A 16,811-nucleotide genomic window follows, 5' to 3' on the forward strand; every position below is an offset into this window, starting at 1 on the left:
CGCAGCAGCAGCTCGTACACCGGGACAAGGAACGCGCTGTTTACGCTGCCGTCTGCTTCTGCGGACTGGCTGCACACATCGCCTGTGCCGTCAGCGTTGCTGTCCTGCTGATTGCGGTTGGCAGCCTGCGGGCAGTTGTCGCAGGCATCACCCACGCCGTCGCCGTCCGTGTCCCTCTGGTCAGGGTTGTAGACCGTCATGCAGTTGTCGGCCAGATCAAGGATGAGATCATCGTCTATGTCGTTCACGCCGGTGGGATTGGACACGAACTTCATCACGCTGGCCTTGTAGCCGTTGGCCCAGTCCATATAGGCGACATACGGCGTGCCGCTGCCGTCCAAGGCAAGGCTGGTGTAGTGCGCCGCGCCAGCGGAGAAGCCCGCTGCGCCGACCTGCTGCCAGCTTGTGCCGTTGAACTTCATCACGCTGGCCTTGTCGCCGTTGGCCCCGTCCTTATAGGCGACATACGGCGTGCCGCTGCTGTCTATGGCCAGACTGATGTACTCAGCCCCGCCAGCGGAGAAGCCCGCTGCGCCCACCTGCTCCCAGCTTGTGCCGTTGAATTTCATCACGCTGGCCTTGTGGCTGTTGGCATAGTCCTTATAGGCGACATACGGCTTGCCGCTGCTGTCCAAGGCCAGGCTGGTGTACCCAGCCACGCCAGCGGAGAAGCCCGCTGCGCCCACCTGCTCCCAGCTTGTGCCGTTGAACTTCATCACGCTGGCCTTGTCGCCGTTGGCCCAGTCCGTATAAGCGACATACGGCGTGCCGCCGCTGTCCAAGGCAAGGCTGGTGTAATAAGTCCCGCCAGCGGAGAAGCCAGCTGCGCCGACCTGCTGCCAGCTTGTGCCGTTGAACTTCATCACGCTGGCCTTGTTGCTGTTGGCCCAGTCCGTATAAGCGACATACGGCGTGTCGCTGCTGTCCAAGGCCAGGCTGGTGCAGTACGCCTCGCCAGCGGAGAAGCCCGCTGCGCCCACCTGCTGCCAGTCGGCCTGCGCCGCCCACGGCATTGCCAGTAACAGAAACGCTGCCGCCAGTGCCCACCACAATCTTTGCCTTTCCATCTCGCTCCTCCTTTTGAAATGCCTATCAACACAATGCGGACAGCATAGCTCGGTCTTTCTGCCATATCAAGCTGGAAATTTTCAGTTGCAGGAGCTGGTTGCGCCGACTGACCGGACAAGCTCGACGGCAAGGTTCCTTGCCGCATCACGAGAAGGAACCTCCGCGTTGTGCGAGAAGGCGCCTTCTCGTTCTGTGCGTAGGAGCCTTGCCGTTTTATGAGAAGGAACCTTCTCGTCTTCCGAGAAGGCGCCTGCGCGTTCTCCGTCAAGGCGCCTTGAAGAATCAGACCGTCGTAAGGGCGGTTCGCGAACCGCCCCTGCCTGCCGAATCAGCGAGGAATTCCTTGACAGCCTGCCGCGACCGTCTTAGGATGGGCTGACACGGATTTGCAGCGGCATCTCAACCAATTGACCAAGGAGAAGCAGCGATGAGCACAATTCAATGGCGGCCTGAGATCAATGCCATGACCACCCCGCAGTCCTACTGGATCCGCTTTGTTCCCCGCGAGGTGCTCGGCACGGCGGACATGGCCGCCCGCATGGCCAAGGCTCTGCCGAACTACAGCGAGGAGGAGTTCCGCGCCTTCATTGACCTGCACAATCAGCTCATCCGCGACACCCTGATCAACGGCGGTCAGGTGACGGAAGAGAACGCCTTCACCTATGCGCTCTCCTTCACCGGCAAGCTGAACAGCCCGGACGACCCGCTGCCGCCGCTGAATGAATGCCTGCACGTCCGCGTCCATGCCTCCCAGCCCTTGACTGAGACGGTGCGCCAAGCCGCGCAGACCGAACGCCTGCCGGAGGAGAAGAAGCTGCCGCTGATCAGCACGGCGCAGGACACGGTGTTCGAGCTGAAAGATGTGCTTAATCCGCAGGGATTGCTCCAGCTTGCGGGCGCGGACATGGCCTTTGACCGCAGCAAGGCTGACGAGGGCTGCGTGATTGAGGGCACGAAGAGCGGCCGCGCCGTGCAGACCCGCTTCGGCAAGGTTGAGGCCAGCGAGATCATCGTCATGCCGGACGTGCCTGGCCAAGCGCATCCGTGGAACAACGAATACCGCATCTCCGTCAGCACCCGCTACAGCGAGCGCGGCACCCTGCGCACCGGCATTTACAGCCGGATGCTGCGTTCGCCGCTGACTCTGACCAAGATGGGACATCCCAATCCGCCCGAAGTCGGCATTCTCAGCGGCAAGGAGGAAAGCGCGAATGTCAGCGTCACCGGCGGCAGCGTGGCGGCGGACGAAACCCTGCGCATTCAGGCCGTCTTTGACCCGCGTCAGGACGCGCTGCTCCTCAGCCTGCTGGATATGAAGGAGGAAGGCCGGACTGGCGCGGCGGTCGCGGTCACTGCAAATGGCGCCCTCACCGTGCAGGGCTTCAGCGGCTCGGCAGTGAGCAGCCTGAACATCCGGGTGAACAGCTACGCCGCCCTGAAGGCAATGTGCCGCAATGACTACGGCGGGCGGGTGGTGGATGTGCTGAAGGTGGTGGTAGCGTGAGGTGAGAACGTTGCTTTGCATCGGCACGGTGTTTGTTCTCTTCGGTCAAGCCCATGCGCAGCAAACGTCTTTTGATCCCTTCGCTGGCACCGTTGGCAGCACAGGCATACTAACGACGTTTGATGTGCTTCCAAGTTACACTGAAGGCAAACTGATGACCTTTGATGATGCCATGCGCTTGCAGCTTCCTCCCATTCCTGTTGATAGAAAAGACAGCAGGCCAGACGAGCCTAAGGTAATCAGCGTGGAAAGTGTCAGAGGGCTGACAGCAGCGGCTTTTGTGCCGGTGAGCAATGAAGCTGACAATGCGTCGAAACCTGTTCAGAGAAGAAAGCTCGCGCTCTGCGGCGGGGCTGAGGCGCACGATGAAGGTGCGCGCCCCGATTCCTTTGCTGACGTAATAGAGGAACTTTATTATTCACTTGCTCTTGATGGCAATGAGGACTTATTGCTTCTAATGGCTCAGGATGCAGAAAGGCCTGCGCTCAAGGCTGAGTTCAAATTGTCGGAGCAGTGCCTGGCTGCTCCATGCTGCTCCTGTGATGCGGCGAGCTGCGCCATTTCGACGCTTGAATGGAGGGCAAATTTGTGCAAAGCTGCGCCTGCTGCGGTCTGGCCTTGATGATGTCCCTGCCTTCCCTCCTCATCGCCGGGACGCAGTCCGGCTGCGGCAAGACCACTGTCACCCTCGGCATCATGGCGGCCTTGCGCCAACGCGGCCTGAGCGTGCAGCCCTTCAAATGCGGCCCGGACTTCATTGATCCCAGCCTGCATCTGCTGGTCACTGGCCGAGTCTCGCGCAACTTGGACATCCGCATGTGCGGCCCGGACTGGGTGCGGCAGTGCTTCAGCCGCCATGCGGACAATCAATCCATCTCGGTGATCGAAGGGGCGATGGGCCTCTTTGACGGCGGCAGCGGCTCGGCGGCGGAGCTGGCCGCGCTGCTCAAGGTGCCGGTGCTGCTGGTGCTGGATGTGCGCTCAATGGCGGAGAGCGCTGCGGCGGTGCTGCGGGGTTTCGAGACGCTTGATCCGCGTCTGCGCATAGCCGGGGTGATCTTCAACCAAGTGGGCAGCGCGAGGCATCTTCAGCTTGTCAGCGAGGCGGTGCGGCGGCAGTGCCGGGCGGAGATCATCGGCTGGCTGCCGCGCGAGAGCGGCATCAGTCTGCCCTCGCGCCACCTTGGCCTGCACATGGGCGCGGAGGTGGAACTCAACCGGCAGCGGCTCGTCAGCCTGATTGAGGAGCACGTTGACCTTGACCGCCTGTTGGCTCTTGCCGGAGAGGCGCAGATTCCCGCAGCCCCGCCCGCCGCGCCGCTGGAGCCGGTCGGCAAAGTGCGCCTCGGCGTGGCCTGGGACGAGGCCTTCTGCTTTTATTACCAAGACAATCTCGATCTGCTGCAAGCCGCCGGTGCCGAGATAGTGCGCTTCAGTCCGCTGCATGACAAGGCTCTGCCGGAGAACGTGGACGGCCTCTACTTCGGCGGCGGTTACCCGGAGCTGCACGCGGCCCAGCTTGCCGCCAATCACACGCTGCGCGAGCAGGTGCTGGCATTCTCCCGCGCTGGCAGGCCGGTCTATGCCGAGTGCGGCGGCTTCATGTATCTCTGCGAGGCGATTGCGGACAGCGAGGGCGGGCGGCACGAGATGGCCGGGGTTTTTCCGGTGACAGCCCGCATGGGCCAGCGGCTGCGGCGGCTGGGCTACCGCACGGCGGAGCTGCGCGAGGACTGCCTGCTCGGCCCGGCAGGCGGCGTGCTCCACGGCCACGAGTTTCACTACTCCGACATTGACCCTATGCCTGACGCAGTGCGGCGCATCTACACCCTTGATGACGGCAGGGCTGAGGGCTACCTGCTCAACCGCACCTTGGCCGGATACGTCCACCTGCACTGGGGCGGCAGTCAGGAGGCGGCGCGGGGGGTGGTGAAGGGGATGGGGGCAGGGGCGATTCGCGAACCGCCCCTGCTCCCGCCTCAAAGCAGCAGCTTGTAGATAGGGGACATGTTCACAGGCGTGTTGTAAACGTAGGCTGCGCCTGTATTGCTGGTACCAAGAAGACCGCGAGCACCAATTAGAGCGGTGCTGCCATCTAACGACACCGCAACTCCAAATGCGTCATTAGCGGTACCGTCACTGGCAGTGAGCTTCTGCTGCTGGCTCCAAGTGTCGTCCTGACCACGAACAAAGACATAGGCGGTACCAGAAATGCTGTTTTTGCCCGGAGCACCGATCAACGCTCTGTTGCCATGCAAAGACACAACGCAAAATTTGTCACCAGCAGCCCCGTCATCGGCGAGGAGCTTCGCTTGCTTGCTCCAAGTGCCATTCGCTGCACGGACAAAAACATAGACTGAACCGGAATCAGCACCTTTGTCATCATCAGCCATTGCTCCGATCAAGGCAGTGTTGCCGTTAACTGCAATAGAATGGCCGAAGTAGTCGCCAGCGGCTCCATCGTCGGCAACGAGCTTCGCCTCCTGCGTCCAAGTGTCATTCGTCGCATCCCGGACAAAGACGTAGGCCGCCCCTTTGTTGCTGTCATTTTCAGCACCAACCAGCATGATGCCATCATGCAATGAAACAGGATAACCGAAACTATTGCCCGCCGCACCGTCGCTGGCGGTGAGCTTCTGTTTCTGACTCCACGTGCCGTCTGATGACCGGACAAAAACATAAGCTGAACCAGAAATATCCCCCTTGTCGTCATCGCCCCAAGCTCCGATCAAAGCGGTATCCCCGTCTAATGCTACACGGTCGCCAAAAACGTCCCAACCAGCCCCGTCGCTGGCAGTGAGCTTTGCCTGCTGTGTCCAAGTGCCGTCCACCGCACGGACAAAGACATAAGCCGCACCAGATTTCTCACCTTTTGCATCATCCCAGTTAGACCCGATCAAAACAGTGTCGCCAGAGATTGACACGGAACCGAAAAGATACTCAGAACTCCCTTCACTGGCAGTGAGCTTCTGCTTCTCCTTCCAAACACCGTTCTCACGGACAAAGATATAGGCAGAGCCAGAATCAACACCTTTTGCTGTATCACTCCAGTTGGCTCCGATTACAGCAGTATCTCCATCTACCGATACAGAAACGCCGAACTGGTCGCTGGCAGCACCGTCGCTGGCCAGCAGCTTCTGCGCCGTGGCTATGTCAATAGCGGCATGGGCCGTACTGACAAGCAGCACCGCCAAGAGCAGCAGCCCCTTCAACGTTGTTTTCATTCCGTCCTCCATGCAAAGATGAATATGGTCTGCCTGAAGATCAGGCGGATAGGCAGTCAATGCGTTCAGAAGGCAATACTGCCACCGTCCTCCTGAAAATACAAGCGGTTTCTCTAACCTTCAACCCGCCGCATTTCGCCTGACTGCTCTACGCTGCCAGCTCATGGCGTATCAGCACTGTCCATGCACCCACGGATTCTCAAACATGCGGCGCAGCATTTCCGATTGCGATCAGTCCCCTTTGAGGGGCCAGCAACCGCAACCAACCGACTTTCAATAACAAAATCCAGATAAAATTTCCAGCGGTCGAATCGAATTGCCACTGCTGCGTCTTAAGGACTGCCGGATTGTTTTGCCAATTTCTCCATCGTGCCTGAAACGAACTGTTTTGCCAATTTCAGGAACAGAGTATAATGCCGCGACTGCTGCTGCGGCAGCTCAACCAAGATGATTGTGCAGACAATTGGAGAAAACGCATGAGGATTCAGCTGGAAAAAGGCGACGTGGAGCAGTTTGACGGCGACATGCTTGTCTATTTCATCCGGGAGAGCGGGGGCAGCGCGGTGATGTGCCCCTGCAAGGTGCTGCGGCGGAATATCAAATATGCTTGGAAGAACGGGGATTTTTCCGGCAAGAAAGGCGAGACGTTTCTCTTTTATCCTGCCGCCGCGAGCAAGGACATCAAGCACAATTTAGCCGCTGGCCGGGTGCTGGCAATCGGGCTGGGCAAAACCGGCGAGGACATCAACGCAGATGCTTTGCGCGAGCAGCTCCGTCTGGCCGCTGGCACGGCGGCGCAGCAGGCGGTCAAGCTGAAGGCGAAAAGCCTGCTCGCGGTTCTGCCGGAAAACACCGGCCTGTCGGACGGCGAGGTGGCGGAAGCGGTGAGCGAGGGCCTGCTGCTCGGCAGCTATCGTTTCGACCGCCACAAGAGCAAAAAGAAGGATGAGGAACCGCCAGTTAACATTGAATCAATAATGCTTCATGCGGGCGGTCTTGCGCAGGATGCGGTCAAGCAGGGCCTGCACCAGGGCGAGCGGGCGGCCAAGGCGGCCTGTTCGGCCAGAGACATGGCCAACGAGCCGGGCAACGCCTGGACTCCCAAGCATTTCGCCGAGTTCGGCGAGAAGCTGGCCAAAGAGCACGGCCTTGAATGCACGGTTTTAGGTAAACCGGAGATGAAAAAATTAGGCATGGGCGGCCTGCTCGGCGTGAGCCAAGGCTCGGTGCAGCCGCCAAAATTGGTCATTCTCCGTTATCAGGGCGGCGACGAGAAAAAAAACCCGACCCTGATGCTGGTCGGCAAAGGCCTGACCTTTGACGCGGGCGGCATCAGTCTGAAATCGCCGCAGGGCATGGAGGAGATGAAGTACGACATGTGCGGCGGCGCGGCGGTGATCTGCGCCATGCAGGCCATTGCCGAGGAAAAGCCCAAGGGCATCAACGTGGTGGCTCTGATTCCGGCTAGCGAGAACCTGCCTTCCGGCACCGCCCTCAAGCCCGGCGACATCATCACCCATTTCGGCGGCATCACGTCAGAAATCGTCAATACCGATGCGGAGGGGCGGCTGATTCTTGCCGACGCGCTGGCCTATGGCATTGACACGTATAAGCCGAACGCGGTGATTGATCTTGCCACCCTCACCGGCGCGGTGATCATCGGCCTTGGCCATCACCGCAGCGGCCTTTTAGCCACCAATGATGAGCTGGCCGCGCAGATCAGCGCCGCCGCCGAACGGGCAGGCGAGCCGGTCTGGCGGCTGCCGCTGGGGCCGGAGTATTCCAAGCAGATCAAATCCAACGTCGCGGACATCAAAAACAGCGGCGGCAAGGAGGCGGGCACGATCACTGCGGCGGCCTATTTGCAGGAGTTTGTCGGCGACACCCCGTGGGCGCATCTCGACATAGCCGGAACCGCATGGAGCTTCACTGAAAAAAGCTATGTGCCGAAAGGGCCGTCTGGGATCGGCGTGCGCACGCTGCTCAACTTTGTCCGCAGCTGGCAGCCGGGCAAGAAATAATCATCTCGCAACGTTCTGAATTCACGATAGGAGAGTATTATGCCAAAACGCAAGGGCATCACTGTCAGCCGCCAGATCATGGACAGTCAGCGCCGCCACCCGGAAGCCACGGGCGAACTGACCAGCCTGCTGAACGACCTGATCGTGGCCGCGAAAATCATCAGCGCCGAGGTCAACATGGCCGGGCTGGCCGGGATTCTGGGGCAGTCAGGCCAGGTCAACATTCAAGGCGAGCAGGTGCAGAAGTTAGATGAATTCGCCAATCTGACCATCAAGCGGCGGATGGAGCAGTGCGGCTACGTCTGCATCATGGCTTCGGAAGAGGATGAAGGCGCGATTCCAGTGCTGGACGGCTACGCGGGCAAATACACCGTGGCCTTTGATCCGCTCGACGGCTCGTCGAATATTGATGTGAATGTCAGCATCGGCACGATTTTTTCCATCCACCGCCGCAAAAGCCAGAACGGCCAAGGCGAGATCGGCGATCTGCTGCAGAAAGGCAGCGAGCAGGTGGCGGCGGGCTACATCATCTACGGCTCCAGCACCATGCTGGTCTACACGGTCGGCGAAGGCGTGCAGGGGTTCACCCTTGATCCCAGCGTGGGCGAGTTCTTCCTCTCCCATCCTGACATCAAAATTCCGCCGAAGGCCAAGTATTACAGCATCAACGAGGCCTATTCCCGCTACTGGCACGACAACACCCGCGCCTATGTCGAGCATCTGAAAGACTTGGACGAGCGCGGCGAACGCTCCTACAGCCTGCGCTACATCGGCTCTTTGGTGGCGGATTTTCATCGCAACCTGATCAAAGGCGGGGTCTTTGTCTATCCCCGCGACCGGAAAAGCGGCAAAGGCAAGCTGCGTCTGCTCTACGAGGCCGCGCCGCTGGCCCTGCTCGCCGAGCAGGCCGGAGGCCGTGCCATTGACGACACCGGTCGGAACATCCTCGACATTCAACCGAACGACCTGCATCAGCGCGTGCCGCTGATCATTGGCTCGAAGGAGGAGGTTAATCTGGCGGAGCAGTATTTCGCTGTTACGAGCTGATGATGCTCAGAACGATGTCAGCCGCTGTTGGAGGAGCTGCAAGTCCGCCCAAGCGGCCTGTTTCACCTTCGGCTGCTGCAACAGGAAAGCTGGATGGTAGGTTGCCAGCACTTGGGCCTGCGGGGCGGCAGACAGGCAGCATGGATGCAACTTGCCCCGCAGCCGCAGCATGGGGCTGTTCTTGCCAATCAGCAGCCACGCGGCAGGCTCGCCCATTGCGCAGATCAGGCGCGGCTGAATCGCCAGCAGCTCCTGTTCCAGCCAAAAAAAGCAGCTGCTTCGGGATGCTGGCAGCATATCCAATCCCTTGCACTTCACGGTGCTGGTGAGATAGACGCTGTCCCGGTCAAGCTGGATGGCTGCCATCATTTTCCAGAACAGCTCCTCCTCAGCAGGGCCGAAAACCGCGCTGACCAGCACCAGCAGCTTGGGCGGCTGGCTGCTGGTGCTGGGCGCAATCGGCGCGGCGGCAGCGCAGCGGCGGCAGGAAGCAAGTTGACGGAAAAGTTCCGGCAAGCTCTCCGCCGCAGGTGCGGATTCTTGCGCAGGCCGGATGACAGCAGCAGACTGAGGGCGAGGAGGCGACGGAGCAGTTGCCTGCCGTTCAGCCCCAAACTGGCGCAGCTCCGGCACGGCAGGATAAGTGCTCAGGCCGAGGGCGCAATGGCAGGCCAGCAGACTGCGCGTCTGCCGCAGCAGGAGAAGTAGGGCAGCAGGAGACACTGCGGCAGACTGTTCTGCGCTCACGGAACATCCCCTTCTATCTCGCCTTCTGGTGTGACTTGCGGCTCGGCAGGATCAGGAGCAATCGGGTTGACATTATACACTTCCTCATTGCTCTTCAGCATCCCGTATTTTTCTCGGGCTATTTTTTCCAAATACTGGACATCATGTTGAAGGAGCTGGATTTCCTTTCTGAGTTGAACAATTTCTTGCAACAACTGCTCATTTTCTGCCGACAATGCGGTGGTTTTTCTGTTCACCCGCAGATACGATTGCAGGCTGCATCCGGGCGCAACAGACAAAAAAAGCATGGAGAAGAGAAGCGCGGCGGCAACTATCCGCGCCAACGCCCGCTTTTCCCGTCTGTTGAAACTTTGCCGCCGTTGCCGCACCATGCCTCCCGCCGCCGCTTTTCTGCGGGCAAGCGAATAATTTTGCTGGATTATCTGTGAAGAAGCGGCTATATTCCGCTGCCATTCTTTCACTATACCATGTCTGCGATGAAACGTGAACGCTGCATCGTCAGTGCCTGTCTGACCGGCCTCTGCACCCGCTATGACGGGCGGAGCAAGCCCGACCGCCGCTGCTTGGCCATGCTGGAGCAGTTCTGCTGGCTGCCCGTCTGCCCGGAGCAGCTCGGCGGCCTGCCCACGCCCCGCATTCCGGCTGATCTGACCGGCAGCGGCGCGGACGTTTTAGCGGGCCGGGCTGCCGTCATCACCAAAGAAGGCGCGGATGTCACGCGGCAGTTCATCGCCGGAGCAGAAGCGGTTTTGCAGATTGCTCAGGCGCAGAATATCCGTTTGGCCCTGCTCAAAGCCCGCAGCCCTTCCTGCGGCCTGACACCGCAGCCGGGCGTGACCGCCGCCCTGCTGCTCGCGCACGGCATCGAGGTCATGGAATTTTAATCGCTGGCCGCCGTTCGTCAATGCGCAGCAGGCGGACGACAAGAATTCCGGCCTCATAGAGCAAATACAGAGGCACACCCATCAGGGCCATGTTGAACACATCCGGCGTGGGAGTCAGCACTGCTGCGATAATAGCGATGGCCAGAATGGCGAACCGGCGGTTCTTTTTGTAAAATTGGACAGACAGTGCGCCGGTCTGCACCGAGAACACCATGAAGACTGGCAGCTCAAAAATCAGGCCAAAAGCCAGCACAAAGATGGTCACGAAGTTGACAAAGCTGCCGACTGCGATGAAAGGCTTCAGGTGTGCGGACTGATAACTGAGCAGGAAGCTCGCGCCGTAGGGCAGCGTGACGAAGACGCAGAACAGGCTGCCGAGATAAAAAAGCAGGCAGGTCGCGGTCGTGAACCAGAAGAGTCTCCTGCCGGTCACGCCGAAGGGGTTGCCCAGTGCCTTCCAGAGGATGTGCATGAAGAGCGGCATTAGGCAATAAACCGCGCCGAAAAAGGCGGCCTTGACATGGGCGAGAAAGGGTTCGGCCACTGAGAAGAAATACAGCTTTTCGTGCAGATGCTCCTGAAAGGCCCCGATCAGGCCGGAGGAGAGGAAAAAAATCACCGCTGTCAGGCCGATCAGGCTGAATACCGCGAAACGGAGCGATTTGCGCAGCTCCGCAAGAAAAGCTGTCAGATTCTTGAGATGTTCTTGCACGGAATGCCGGGCCGATTGAATTGAATTTTTTACATAAGCCGCAATTTGTTGGCAAGGGGCGAAAAATTTTTCGCCCCTACAGTTCCACGAACCTGTTCTTTGTAACAAACCCGCAGAGCAAAATCAATTGAATACCCATTGCGGAGTGGCTCCGGCCATGCTAAAAAAGCAGGCGGACGACTGACACGCAGCCTGCTGCCCACTCTCACTCACTGCCATCATGCTTGAATTACGCTTTATTCGCGAAAATATCGCCCTTGTCCGGGAAAAATGCCGCCGCCGGGGCATGACAACGGAACTCATTGATTCCTTCCTTGCCGCTGATGCCCGCCGCCTGACCCTGCTGGCCGAGACCGAGCAGCTGAAAAATCAGCGCAACACCGTTTCCAAGAACATCGCCCAGCTGAAGAAGGCAGGCGATGAGGCCAAGGCCGAGCCGCTGATTGCGGAGATGCGCCAGGTTTCCGACCGAATTGCCGAATTAGACAGGATTCTCGCTGAGATCGAGACCGAGCTGGAAAGTGTGGTCATGTCCATTCCCAATCTCTGCGACGACTCAGTGCCGCCTGGCAAAGACGACAAGGACAACATTGAGGTGAAACGCTGGGGCGCGATTCCTGAGTTCTCCTTCCAGCCCAAGCCGCATTGGGAAATCGGCGAGCAGCTCGGCATTCTTGATTTTGAGACCGCCGCCAAGCTCTCCGGGGCGCGTTTCTGCCTGCTGAAAGGCTTCGCCTCGCGGCTGTCGCGGGCATTGATCAATTTTTTCCTCGATCTGCACACCCAGAAGCATGGCTACACTGAATTTCTGCCGCCCTTCATGGTCACAGCGCAGACTATGACCGGCACCGGCCAGCTGCCGAAATTCAAGGAAGATCTGTTCAAGCTCGAAGGCCGCGATCTCTGGCTGATCCCGACTGCCGAGGTGCCGCTGACCAACATCCACGCCGACGCGACCCTGAGCGAGGCCGAGCTGCCGCTGAAATACACCGCCTACACGCCCTGCTTCCGCTCCGAGGCCGGCTCGTATGGCAAGGACACACGCGGCCTGATCCGCCAGCATCAGTTTGACAAGGTCGAGCTGGTGAAATTTGTCACGCCGGAGACCTCGGCGCAGGAGCTGGAATCCCTGCTTGCCGACGCGGAAGAAGTGCTGCAACTGCTGGAGCTGCCGTATCGGGTGGTGGCTCTTTGCTCCGGCGACCTTGGTTTTTCCTCCGCCAAAACCTACGATATTGAAGTCTGGCTTCCCGGCCAGAACACCTACCGCGAGATTTCCTCCTGCTCCAATTTCCTTGATTTTCAGGCGCGGCGGGCAGGCATCCGCTACCGGCCTGAAGGTGGGAAGAAAAGCCGCCTCGTGCATACCTTGAACGGCTCCGGCCTGGCTGTGGGCCGCACTTTGGTGGCGATTCTGGAGAACTGCCAGCAGGCCGATGGCACGGTGAAACTGCCCAAGGTGCTGGAGCCGTATTTCAGCAGCCGCTTCTGAGCTACGTGGTTCTTCGCTTGACACTGCTCCTGCGGATTGGTATCACTTAATCAGTGCATAGTGCAAAAATCCTTTTCGCAGCATCCCTTATGAACTGCATGACGAACCGCACCTTTTCTGCCGCCATCTTGGTTAGTCTGAGTTTCAGCGGGCTGTTGTTTCTGTCGGCTGCGGCGGCGGAAGAAAAAAACAGTCTGCTGCACTCGGAAGAGCCTGCCGCAGTTGCGCAGGAACAAGAACTTGCTATGCAGCAGGAGCAGGCCGTCCCAAGCGGGAACTCAACGGAGCAGAGTTCGGCTGGCACCGAACGGCAGCTACTTTCTGAACCGCAGGAAGAAGAAAAAAAGCCTGAGAGTGGCGTGGTTGCCACAACTGGGGTTGTTGCTGCTCCGCCGTCTCAGGCCGCGCCGGTTGCCGTCAGTCAGAATGCACCGTCGCCTGTACCAGTGTCACCTCAGCCGCAGACGGCTACCAAGCCTGCTGAAGAAGTCAACATTTGGCAGCAACTAGCCGCCAAGTCCGCAGAAAGAAAAAATGTTGCGGCAGTCCCGCCTGCCGCCGCCAGCCAGAACGTCCCGCCGCCAGCTCCAGCTCGCACACAGGAACTTCCCAAGTCTTCTGGCGAACTCAACATCTGGCAGCAGCTTGCCGCCGGACCTCCGCCTGCTCCTGCGCCAGCTCTGCCGCAGATGCAGGCGGTGACCGCTCCTGCCGCGCCAAGTGTTCCGGTGAAAGATGACATCGTGCTCACGGTTGAAGAGGCCGTCCGGCAGTATCGTGCCAATGATTTTGCCGGCGCCATCTCCAATCTTGATTATGCCGGCCAGCTTATCCGCCAGAAAAAAAGCGAGCGGATGAAATCGCTGCTGCCGAATCCGATGCTGGGCTGGATGGCCAAAGAGGCGGCGGCCAAATTCCTCGGCACAGCGGTCTTTGGCGGCGGTTCAACCGTCAGCCGCGACTACTACGCCAGCGGCGGCGCAGTCATTTCGGTGGAGATAGTATCTGATTCGCCGGTGCTGCAATCCATCATCATGATGCTGAACAATCCGCTTTTCGCCGGAGCCTCTGGCGGCAACATTCAGACCATCAAACGGCAGCGGGCCATTATCAAATACAACAGCAATGACCGCAGCGGCGAAATCAACATTGTGGTGGACAGCCGCTTCATTGTCACGGTCAAAGGCCGCTCTGTTGATCAGGCTGTGCTGCTGGCCTATGCTGAAGCCGTGGATTTTGACCTGCTGGCAAAAAACTGAAACTGATCCAGCTCCCTCCTCAATATAGGGAGCTGGAACCATTTGTGGATCAGTCTATCTTCACCGACTCCTTCAGCACGGAAAACCGCTTGTCGTTCACTCCATCTTTCGGAATGCCGAAGGCATCAAAAGCCTTAGGCGGAAAGAGCAGATAGATCAGCTCCGCCTCAACCTCGCTGACTGCCGGGCTGAAAATCGGATAGCTCAGGGAACGGGTTTCGCCGATTTTCAGGCGGGTGTCAAAGGCCAAACCTTCCGCCTCCCACGACGGCACGCCGACTTTCTCACCTGCTTTGAACGCTTTGAAGAAGACCGCCTGCTTGTCCTCTTTCAGCGGGTCTTCTTTAAAATTTTCCCAGATTACAGTGCCGCTTTTGTCTTTTGCCCGCACTTTGACAAAAGCCATCCGCATTGGATTGGTCGAGGGGAAGGTGTGCTCTGTGATGTTTTTAATCTGCACGCTGATCGCCCGCTCCTTGCCTTCTTTTTTCTCGACGCTCACCTTCAATTCCGCTGCCTTTTGCAGCATAGTCACGTCGTGGCCGCCGGGAAAGCGGTGCAAGAGATGGGTTGCGCCAGCAGAGCCGATTGCTTTGCCGCCTTCAGCCTGAGGCATATGGCAGGTGATGCAGTTGCCCTTGCCTTCTTCCGTCATGACGCAGACTGGCACCTCGTGCGGATTGACATACTGGCTGTGGCAGCCCATGCAGACTTGCCCATCAGCGAAAAGCGCAGACTGGGCGGTTTTGTGTCCAGCCTTGGGATTGGCCGGGTGGCTGGTGTGATATGCGCCGTCCTTGTTCAGTTTGTATTGATCAAAGCTCTTGCCCTTGTTGATCACCTCAATGCGATGACAGAAGGTGCAGCCAATTCCTTCCACCTGCGTCCAGTTGCCGCTGTCCGGTTCCGCTTCGCCGCTCATCAGGGCTTTCAAATTGTCGGCCATTGGCGCATGACAGGTGGCGCAATGATAATTAGCCTTTTTTCCTTGGCTGATCATCGCCTTGGTGAAGGACTGGTGCATGGCGTTATGCGCTGAATCCTTATGCACTGAGGATTTGGCATGAAAGGACTCCTGCCATTCTTTGGCAATTTGCGGATGACAGGCGGCGCATTGCTCGGATTTCTGCAATGGTTCGGCTCCGTCCGGCAGCTCATGCGCCGAGGCGGACAGAGCGCAGAGCAGGGAGGCGACGGCAGGCAACAGGAATCGGGGCTTCATAGTGGCGTTCTCCTTGACAGAAAATATTTATCCTGCAATCACGGTTGATTGACAGAAACAGCATTCTACCGCTGATCTGCCGGATAGCAACAGGAAAATGCGGCAGATATCCTGTGCTGCCTTTTCCTGCCGCAGGCACTGTTGGTTCAATAGACCTCTTGCATAAGTTCTAACTTGATAATCTAATTGCAAGATTGCAGCAGGCGGCAATAAGATTGAATCTGAGACAGAACCTTTTCCTCCTGTTTCTGTATTTCTCTCGAAGAATACGGAATATTTTCAATTTTCTGAATACATGCTCAACTGTTATCCGCTGTTTTGAGAGGTCTCTGTTCTCCTTCTTTTGCTCTTCGCTCAGTGGACAGTTCTTCTTCCTTTTAAACGGAGTTCTGCTGTTCTTGTGAATTTTTGAAATACCCTGATACCCTGCATCTGCAAGAATAAGAACATGAGGCCGCACAGCAACGCCGCTTTCCTTGAACAGTCTGAAATCATGCGTTTTTCCATTACAAAAATCAGAAGAAAGAATTTCTCCGGTCTCAAAATCTGCGATTATTTGAACTTTTTGACTGAAGCATCTTTTCTTTCCGCTGTAACTGAGCCGGCTCTTTTTTTTGGACGCTCGACAGGCTGCCCGGAAGCGTCAATCAGCACTGTTTTTAAATCGGAACGGCATGATATTCTTTTTCCGCTTGGAAGATGAAAAATTTCTGATTCAATCAGAGCATCTTCAATTTTTTTGATTTTCCTGCTGACAGCCGACTCACTAATTCCATAAGAAACTCCAATATGGAACTCAGTTCGGCATTCACGCCAATACATCAGAGTCATCAGAAGCTGATCAGCCCGGCTCAATTTTGGCGGACGGCCAAAATATCTTATATTCTTCTTTATTTCTTCCAGCATGACACTGAAAAGGTCACGTTGGACACCGATTGCTCTTTTGAAATCCGCATCGCTGAGGACACACACGTTTTCGTTTTGCATAGCTGTTTATTATCAAATAATTACGACTTATGCAAGAGGTTTAGTCTTCATGGCCTCTCACCATGAGGAACCGCTGACCAACATCCTCACCAGCCCCGGCGTGGATGAAATCGCGCTCACGCCGGAGCGCAAGGCCTGTCTCTGCAGGCGGAAGGAAGCGATTCTTTCCGCCTGCTCTTTGTGATTCATTTCCCATCCGCTGTATTTTCGGGTAAACTAATTGCAAACCCTCTTTGCGCCGCGAAGCTGCGGCCAGCACTTTTTTATAAGGAGAACACCATGTTTGAGATAACCGATCTGGCTGTGAAGAACGTCAAGGACTATCTGAGCCAGAACAAAATTGAATCCGCCGTCCGCGTGTCCCTGATGTCCGGCGGCTGTTCCGGCCCCAGCCTGAGCCTGTCGTTAGATGAGGCCAAAGACAGCGATATGACCGTGGAAAAAGACGGCATCAGCTTCATCATGGACAAAGGGCTGTCCGAGACCTGCGGCGCAGTGAAGGTGGATTTCGTTGAATCCTCGGGCGGCTGCGGCTGCTCAGGCGGCGGCTTCACCATTAGCTGCGAGAAACCGCTGCCCGGCGCACGCAAGGGCGGCTGCGGCGGTTCCTGCTCCTCTGGCGGCTGCTGCTGATTCGTCGGCCT

General features: G+C 57.9%; 18 protein-coding genes and 1 pseudogene. 11 read left to right on the forward strand and 8 right to left on the reverse strand.

Annotated features, from left to right (window positions below; all coding sequences use genetic code 11):
* Positions 1–1,067 (reverse strand): thrombospondin type 3 repeat-containing protein (locus tag ACNKH6_RS09115; protein ID WP_417915245.1); only part of this gene is annotated, 1,067 nt, incomplete at its 3' end.
* Between the two features lie 428 nt (positions 1,068–1,495).
* Between ACNKH6_RS09115 and ACNKH6_RS09120 the strand changes: the two genes are divergently transcribed.
* Genes ACNKH6_RS09120 through ACNKH6_RS09130 form a run of 3 tightly spaced genes read left to right on the forward strand, consistent with a single transcriptional unit; the run spans position 1,496 to position 4,570 of the window.
* Positions 1,496–2,572, forward strand: a complete 1,077-nt coding sequence (locus ACNKH6_RS09120) for a hypothetical protein (RefSeq protein ID WP_417915246.1) — start codon at positions 1,496–1,498, stop codon at positions 2,570–2,572.
* Between the two features lie 10 nt (positions 2,573–2,582).
* On the forward strand, positions 2,583–3,194 hold the full coding sequence (locus ACNKH6_RS09125; protein ID WP_417915247.1) for a hypothetical protein: 612 nt from the start codon (positions 2,583–2,585) through the stop codon (positions 3,192–3,194).
* Positions 3,146–4,570 carry a cobyrinate a,c-diamide synthase gene (locus tag ACNKH6_RS09130; RefSeq protein ID WP_417915248.1) on the forward strand — a complete coding sequence of 475 codons (1,425 nt, stop codon included), beginning with the start codon at positions 3,146–3,148 and terminating at the stop codon, positions 4,568–4,570. The genes ACNKH6_RS09125 and ACNKH6_RS09130 overlap by 49 nt, the downstream gene beginning before the upstream one ends.
* Here the strand turns inward: ACNKH6_RS09130 and ACNKH6_RS09135 are convergent.
* Complete coding sequence (locus ACNKH6_RS09135; RefSeq protein WP_417915249.1) at positions 4,552–5,796, reverse strand: FG-GAP repeat protein; 1,245 nt, start codon at positions 5,794–5,796, stop codon at positions 4,552–4,554. The genes ACNKH6_RS09130 and ACNKH6_RS09135 overlap by 19 nt on opposite strands.
* A 476-nt stretch (positions 5,797–6,272) precedes the next feature.
* On the opposite strand from ACNKH6_RS09135, the gene ACNKH6_RS09140 reads away from it, so the two are divergent.
* Together ACNKH6_RS09140 and fbp are read left to right on the forward strand one after the other, a co-directional pair.
* Entirely contained in the window at positions 6,273–7,817 is a 1,545-nt protein-coding gene (locus tag ACNKH6_RS09140; RefSeq protein ID WP_417915250.1) for a leucyl aminopeptidase, read from the forward strand.
* 39 nt (positions 7,818–7,856) lie between these two features.
* Positions 7,857–8,864 (forward strand): class 1 fructose-bisphosphatase, encoded by a 1,008-nt coding sequence (gene fbp, locus ACNKH6_RS09145; RefSeq protein WP_417915251.1) that lies wholly within the window; start codon positions 7,857–7,859, stop codon positions 8,862–8,864.
* Between the two features lie 6 nt (positions 8,865–8,870).
* Here fbp and ACNKH6_RS09150 read toward each other — a convergent pair whose 3' ends face one another.
* Entirely contained in the window at positions 8,871–9,611 is a 741-nt protein-coding gene (locus tag ACNKH6_RS09150; protein ID WP_417915252.1) for a uracil-DNA glycosylase, read from the reverse strand.
* The gene (locus ACNKH6_RS09155) at positions 9,608–9,847 is read right to left on the reverse strand and encodes an FtsB family cell division protein (protein WP_417915253.1); all 240 of its coding nucleotides are present in this window, start codon (positions 9,845–9,847) and stop codon (positions 9,608–9,610) included. The genes ACNKH6_RS09150 and ACNKH6_RS09155 overlap by 4 nt, the downstream gene beginning before the upstream one ends.
* Here ACNKH6_RS09155 and ACNKH6_RS09160 point away from each other — a divergent pair.
* Positions 9,758–10,039 (forward strand): hypothetical protein, encoded by a 282-nt coding sequence (locus tag ACNKH6_RS09160; RefSeq protein ID WP_417915300.1) that lies wholly within the window; start codon positions 9,758–9,760, stop codon positions 10,037–10,039. The genes ACNKH6_RS09155 and ACNKH6_RS09160 overlap by 90 nt on opposite strands.
* A gap of 48 nt (positions 10,040–10,087) precedes the next feature.
* On the forward strand, positions 10,088–10,495 hold the full coding sequence (locus tag ACNKH6_RS09165) for a DUF523 domain-containing protein (protein ID WP_417915254.1): 408 nt from the start codon (positions 10,088–10,090) through the stop codon (positions 10,493–10,495).
* Here ACNKH6_RS09165 and tatC read toward each other — a convergent pair.
* Positions 10,482–11,207, reverse strand: coding sequence for a twin-arginine translocase subunit TatC (gene tatC / locus ACNKH6_RS09170; RefSeq protein ID WP_417915255.1), 726 nt, complete (start codon positions 11,205–11,207; stop codon positions 10,482–10,484). The genes ACNKH6_RS09165 and tatC overlap by 14 nt on opposite strands.
* A gap of 220 nt (positions 11,208–11,427) precedes the next feature.
* On the opposite strand from tatC, the gene serS reads away from it, so the two are divergent.
* Both serS and ACNKH6_RS09180 read left to right on the forward strand, forming a co-directional pair.
* On the forward strand, positions 11,428–12,699 hold the full coding sequence (gene serS / locus ACNKH6_RS09175; protein WP_417915256.1) for a serine--tRNA ligase: 1,272 nt from the start codon (positions 11,428–11,430) through the stop codon (positions 12,697–12,699).
* Positions 12,700–12,788: 89 nt separating this feature from the next.
* Positions 12,789–13,958 (forward strand): hypothetical protein, encoded by a 1,170-nt coding sequence (locus tag ACNKH6_RS09180; protein WP_417915257.1) that lies wholly within the window; start codon positions 12,789–12,791, stop codon positions 13,956–13,958.
* Positions 13,959–14,007: 49 nt separating this feature from the next.
* Here ACNKH6_RS09180 and ACNKH6_RS09185 read toward each other — a convergent pair whose 3' ends face one another.
* The 3 genes and pseudogenes from ACNKH6_RS09185 to ACNKH6_RS09195 all read right to left on the reverse strand — a co-directional run bounded on the left by ACNKH6_RS09185 (position 14,008) and on the right by ACNKH6_RS09195 (position 16,167).
* On the reverse strand, positions 14,008–15,180 hold the full coding sequence (locus ACNKH6_RS09185) for a multiheme c-type cytochrome (RefSeq protein WP_417915258.1): 1,173 nt from the start codon (positions 15,178–15,180) through the stop codon (positions 14,008–14,010).
* 169 nt (positions 15,181–15,349) lie between these two features.
* A pseudogene (locus tag ACNKH6_RS09190) lies at positions 15,350–15,751 on the reverse strand (transposase family protein); the annotation flags it as partial.
* Entirely contained in the window at positions 15,733–16,167 is a 435-nt protein-coding gene (locus tag ACNKH6_RS09195) for a helix-turn-helix domain-containing protein (RefSeq protein ID WP_417915259.1), read from the reverse strand. The pseudogene ACNKH6_RS09190 and the gene ACNKH6_RS09195, both read right to left, overlap by 19 nt.
* Before the next feature lie 49 nt (positions 16,168–16,216).
* Between ACNKH6_RS09195 and ACNKH6_RS09200 the strand changes: the two genes are divergently transcribed.
* Entirely contained in the window at positions 16,217–16,351 is a 135-nt protein-coding gene (locus tag ACNKH6_RS09200; RefSeq protein WP_417915260.1) for a hypothetical protein, read from the forward strand.
* Positions 16,352–16,446: 95 nt separating this feature from the next.
* Positions 16,447–16,800, forward strand: a complete 354-nt coding sequence (locus tag ACNKH6_RS09205; RefSeq protein WP_417915261.1) for an IscA/HesB family protein — start codon at positions 16,447–16,449, stop codon at positions 16,798–16,800.
* The last annotated feature ends 11 nt before the right edge of the window (positions 16,801–16,811 follow it).

The organism is Candidatus Electronema sp. JM (genome assembly GCF_048287415.1).
In the GTDB taxonomy this organism is placed as follows: Bacteria; Desulfobacterota; Desulfobulbia; order Desulfobulbales; family Desulfobulbaceae; genus Electronema.

Coding starts and splice junctions, on each gene's coding strand:
- ACNKH6_RS09120 (WP_417915246.1), top strand. CDS start 1,496: ATGAGCACAATTCAATGGCGGCCTGAGATCAATGCCATGACCACCCCG.
- ACNKH6_RS09130 (WP_417915248.1), top strand. CDS start 3,146: ATGGAGGGCAAATTTGTGCAAAGCTGCGCCTGCTGCGGTCTGGCCTTG.
- ACNKH6_RS09135 (WP_417915249.1), bottom strand. CDS start 5,796: ATGAAAACAACGTTGAAGGGGCTGCTGCTCTTGGCGGTGCTGCTTGTC.
- ACNKH6_RS09140 (WP_417915250.1), top strand. CDS start 6,273: ATGAGGATTCAGCTGGAAAAAGGCGACGTGGAGCAGTTTGACGGCGAC.
- fbp (WP_417915251.1), top strand. CDS start 7,857: ATGCCAAAACGCAAGGGCATCACTGTCAGCCGCCAGATCATGGACAGT.
- ACNKH6_RS09165 (WP_417915254.1), top strand. CDS start 10,088: ATGAAACGTGAACGCTGCATCGTCAGTGCCTGTCTGACCGGCCTCTGC.
- serS (WP_417915256.1), top strand. CDS start 11,428: ATGCTTGAATTACGCTTTATTCGCGAAAATATCGCCCTTGTCCGGGAA.
- ACNKH6_RS09180 (WP_417915257.1), top strand. CDS start 12,789: ATGAACTGCATGACGAACCGCACCTTTTCTGCCGCCATCTTGGTTAGT.
- ACNKH6_RS09185 (WP_417915258.1), bottom strand. CDS start 15,180: ATGAAGCCCCGATTCCTGTTGCCTGCCGTCGCCTCCCTGCTCTGCGCT.
- ACNKH6_RS09195 (WP_417915259.1), bottom strand. CDS start 16,167: ATGCAAAACGAAAACGTGTGTGTCCTCAGCGATGCGGATTTCAAAAGA.
- ACNKH6_RS09200 (WP_417915260.1), top strand. CDS start 16,217: ATGGCCTCTCACCATGAGGAACCGCTGACCAACATCCTCACCAGCCCC.
- ACNKH6_RS09205 (WP_417915261.1), top strand. CDS start 16,447: ATGTTTGAGATAACCGATCTGGCTGTGAAGAACGTCAAGGACTATCTG.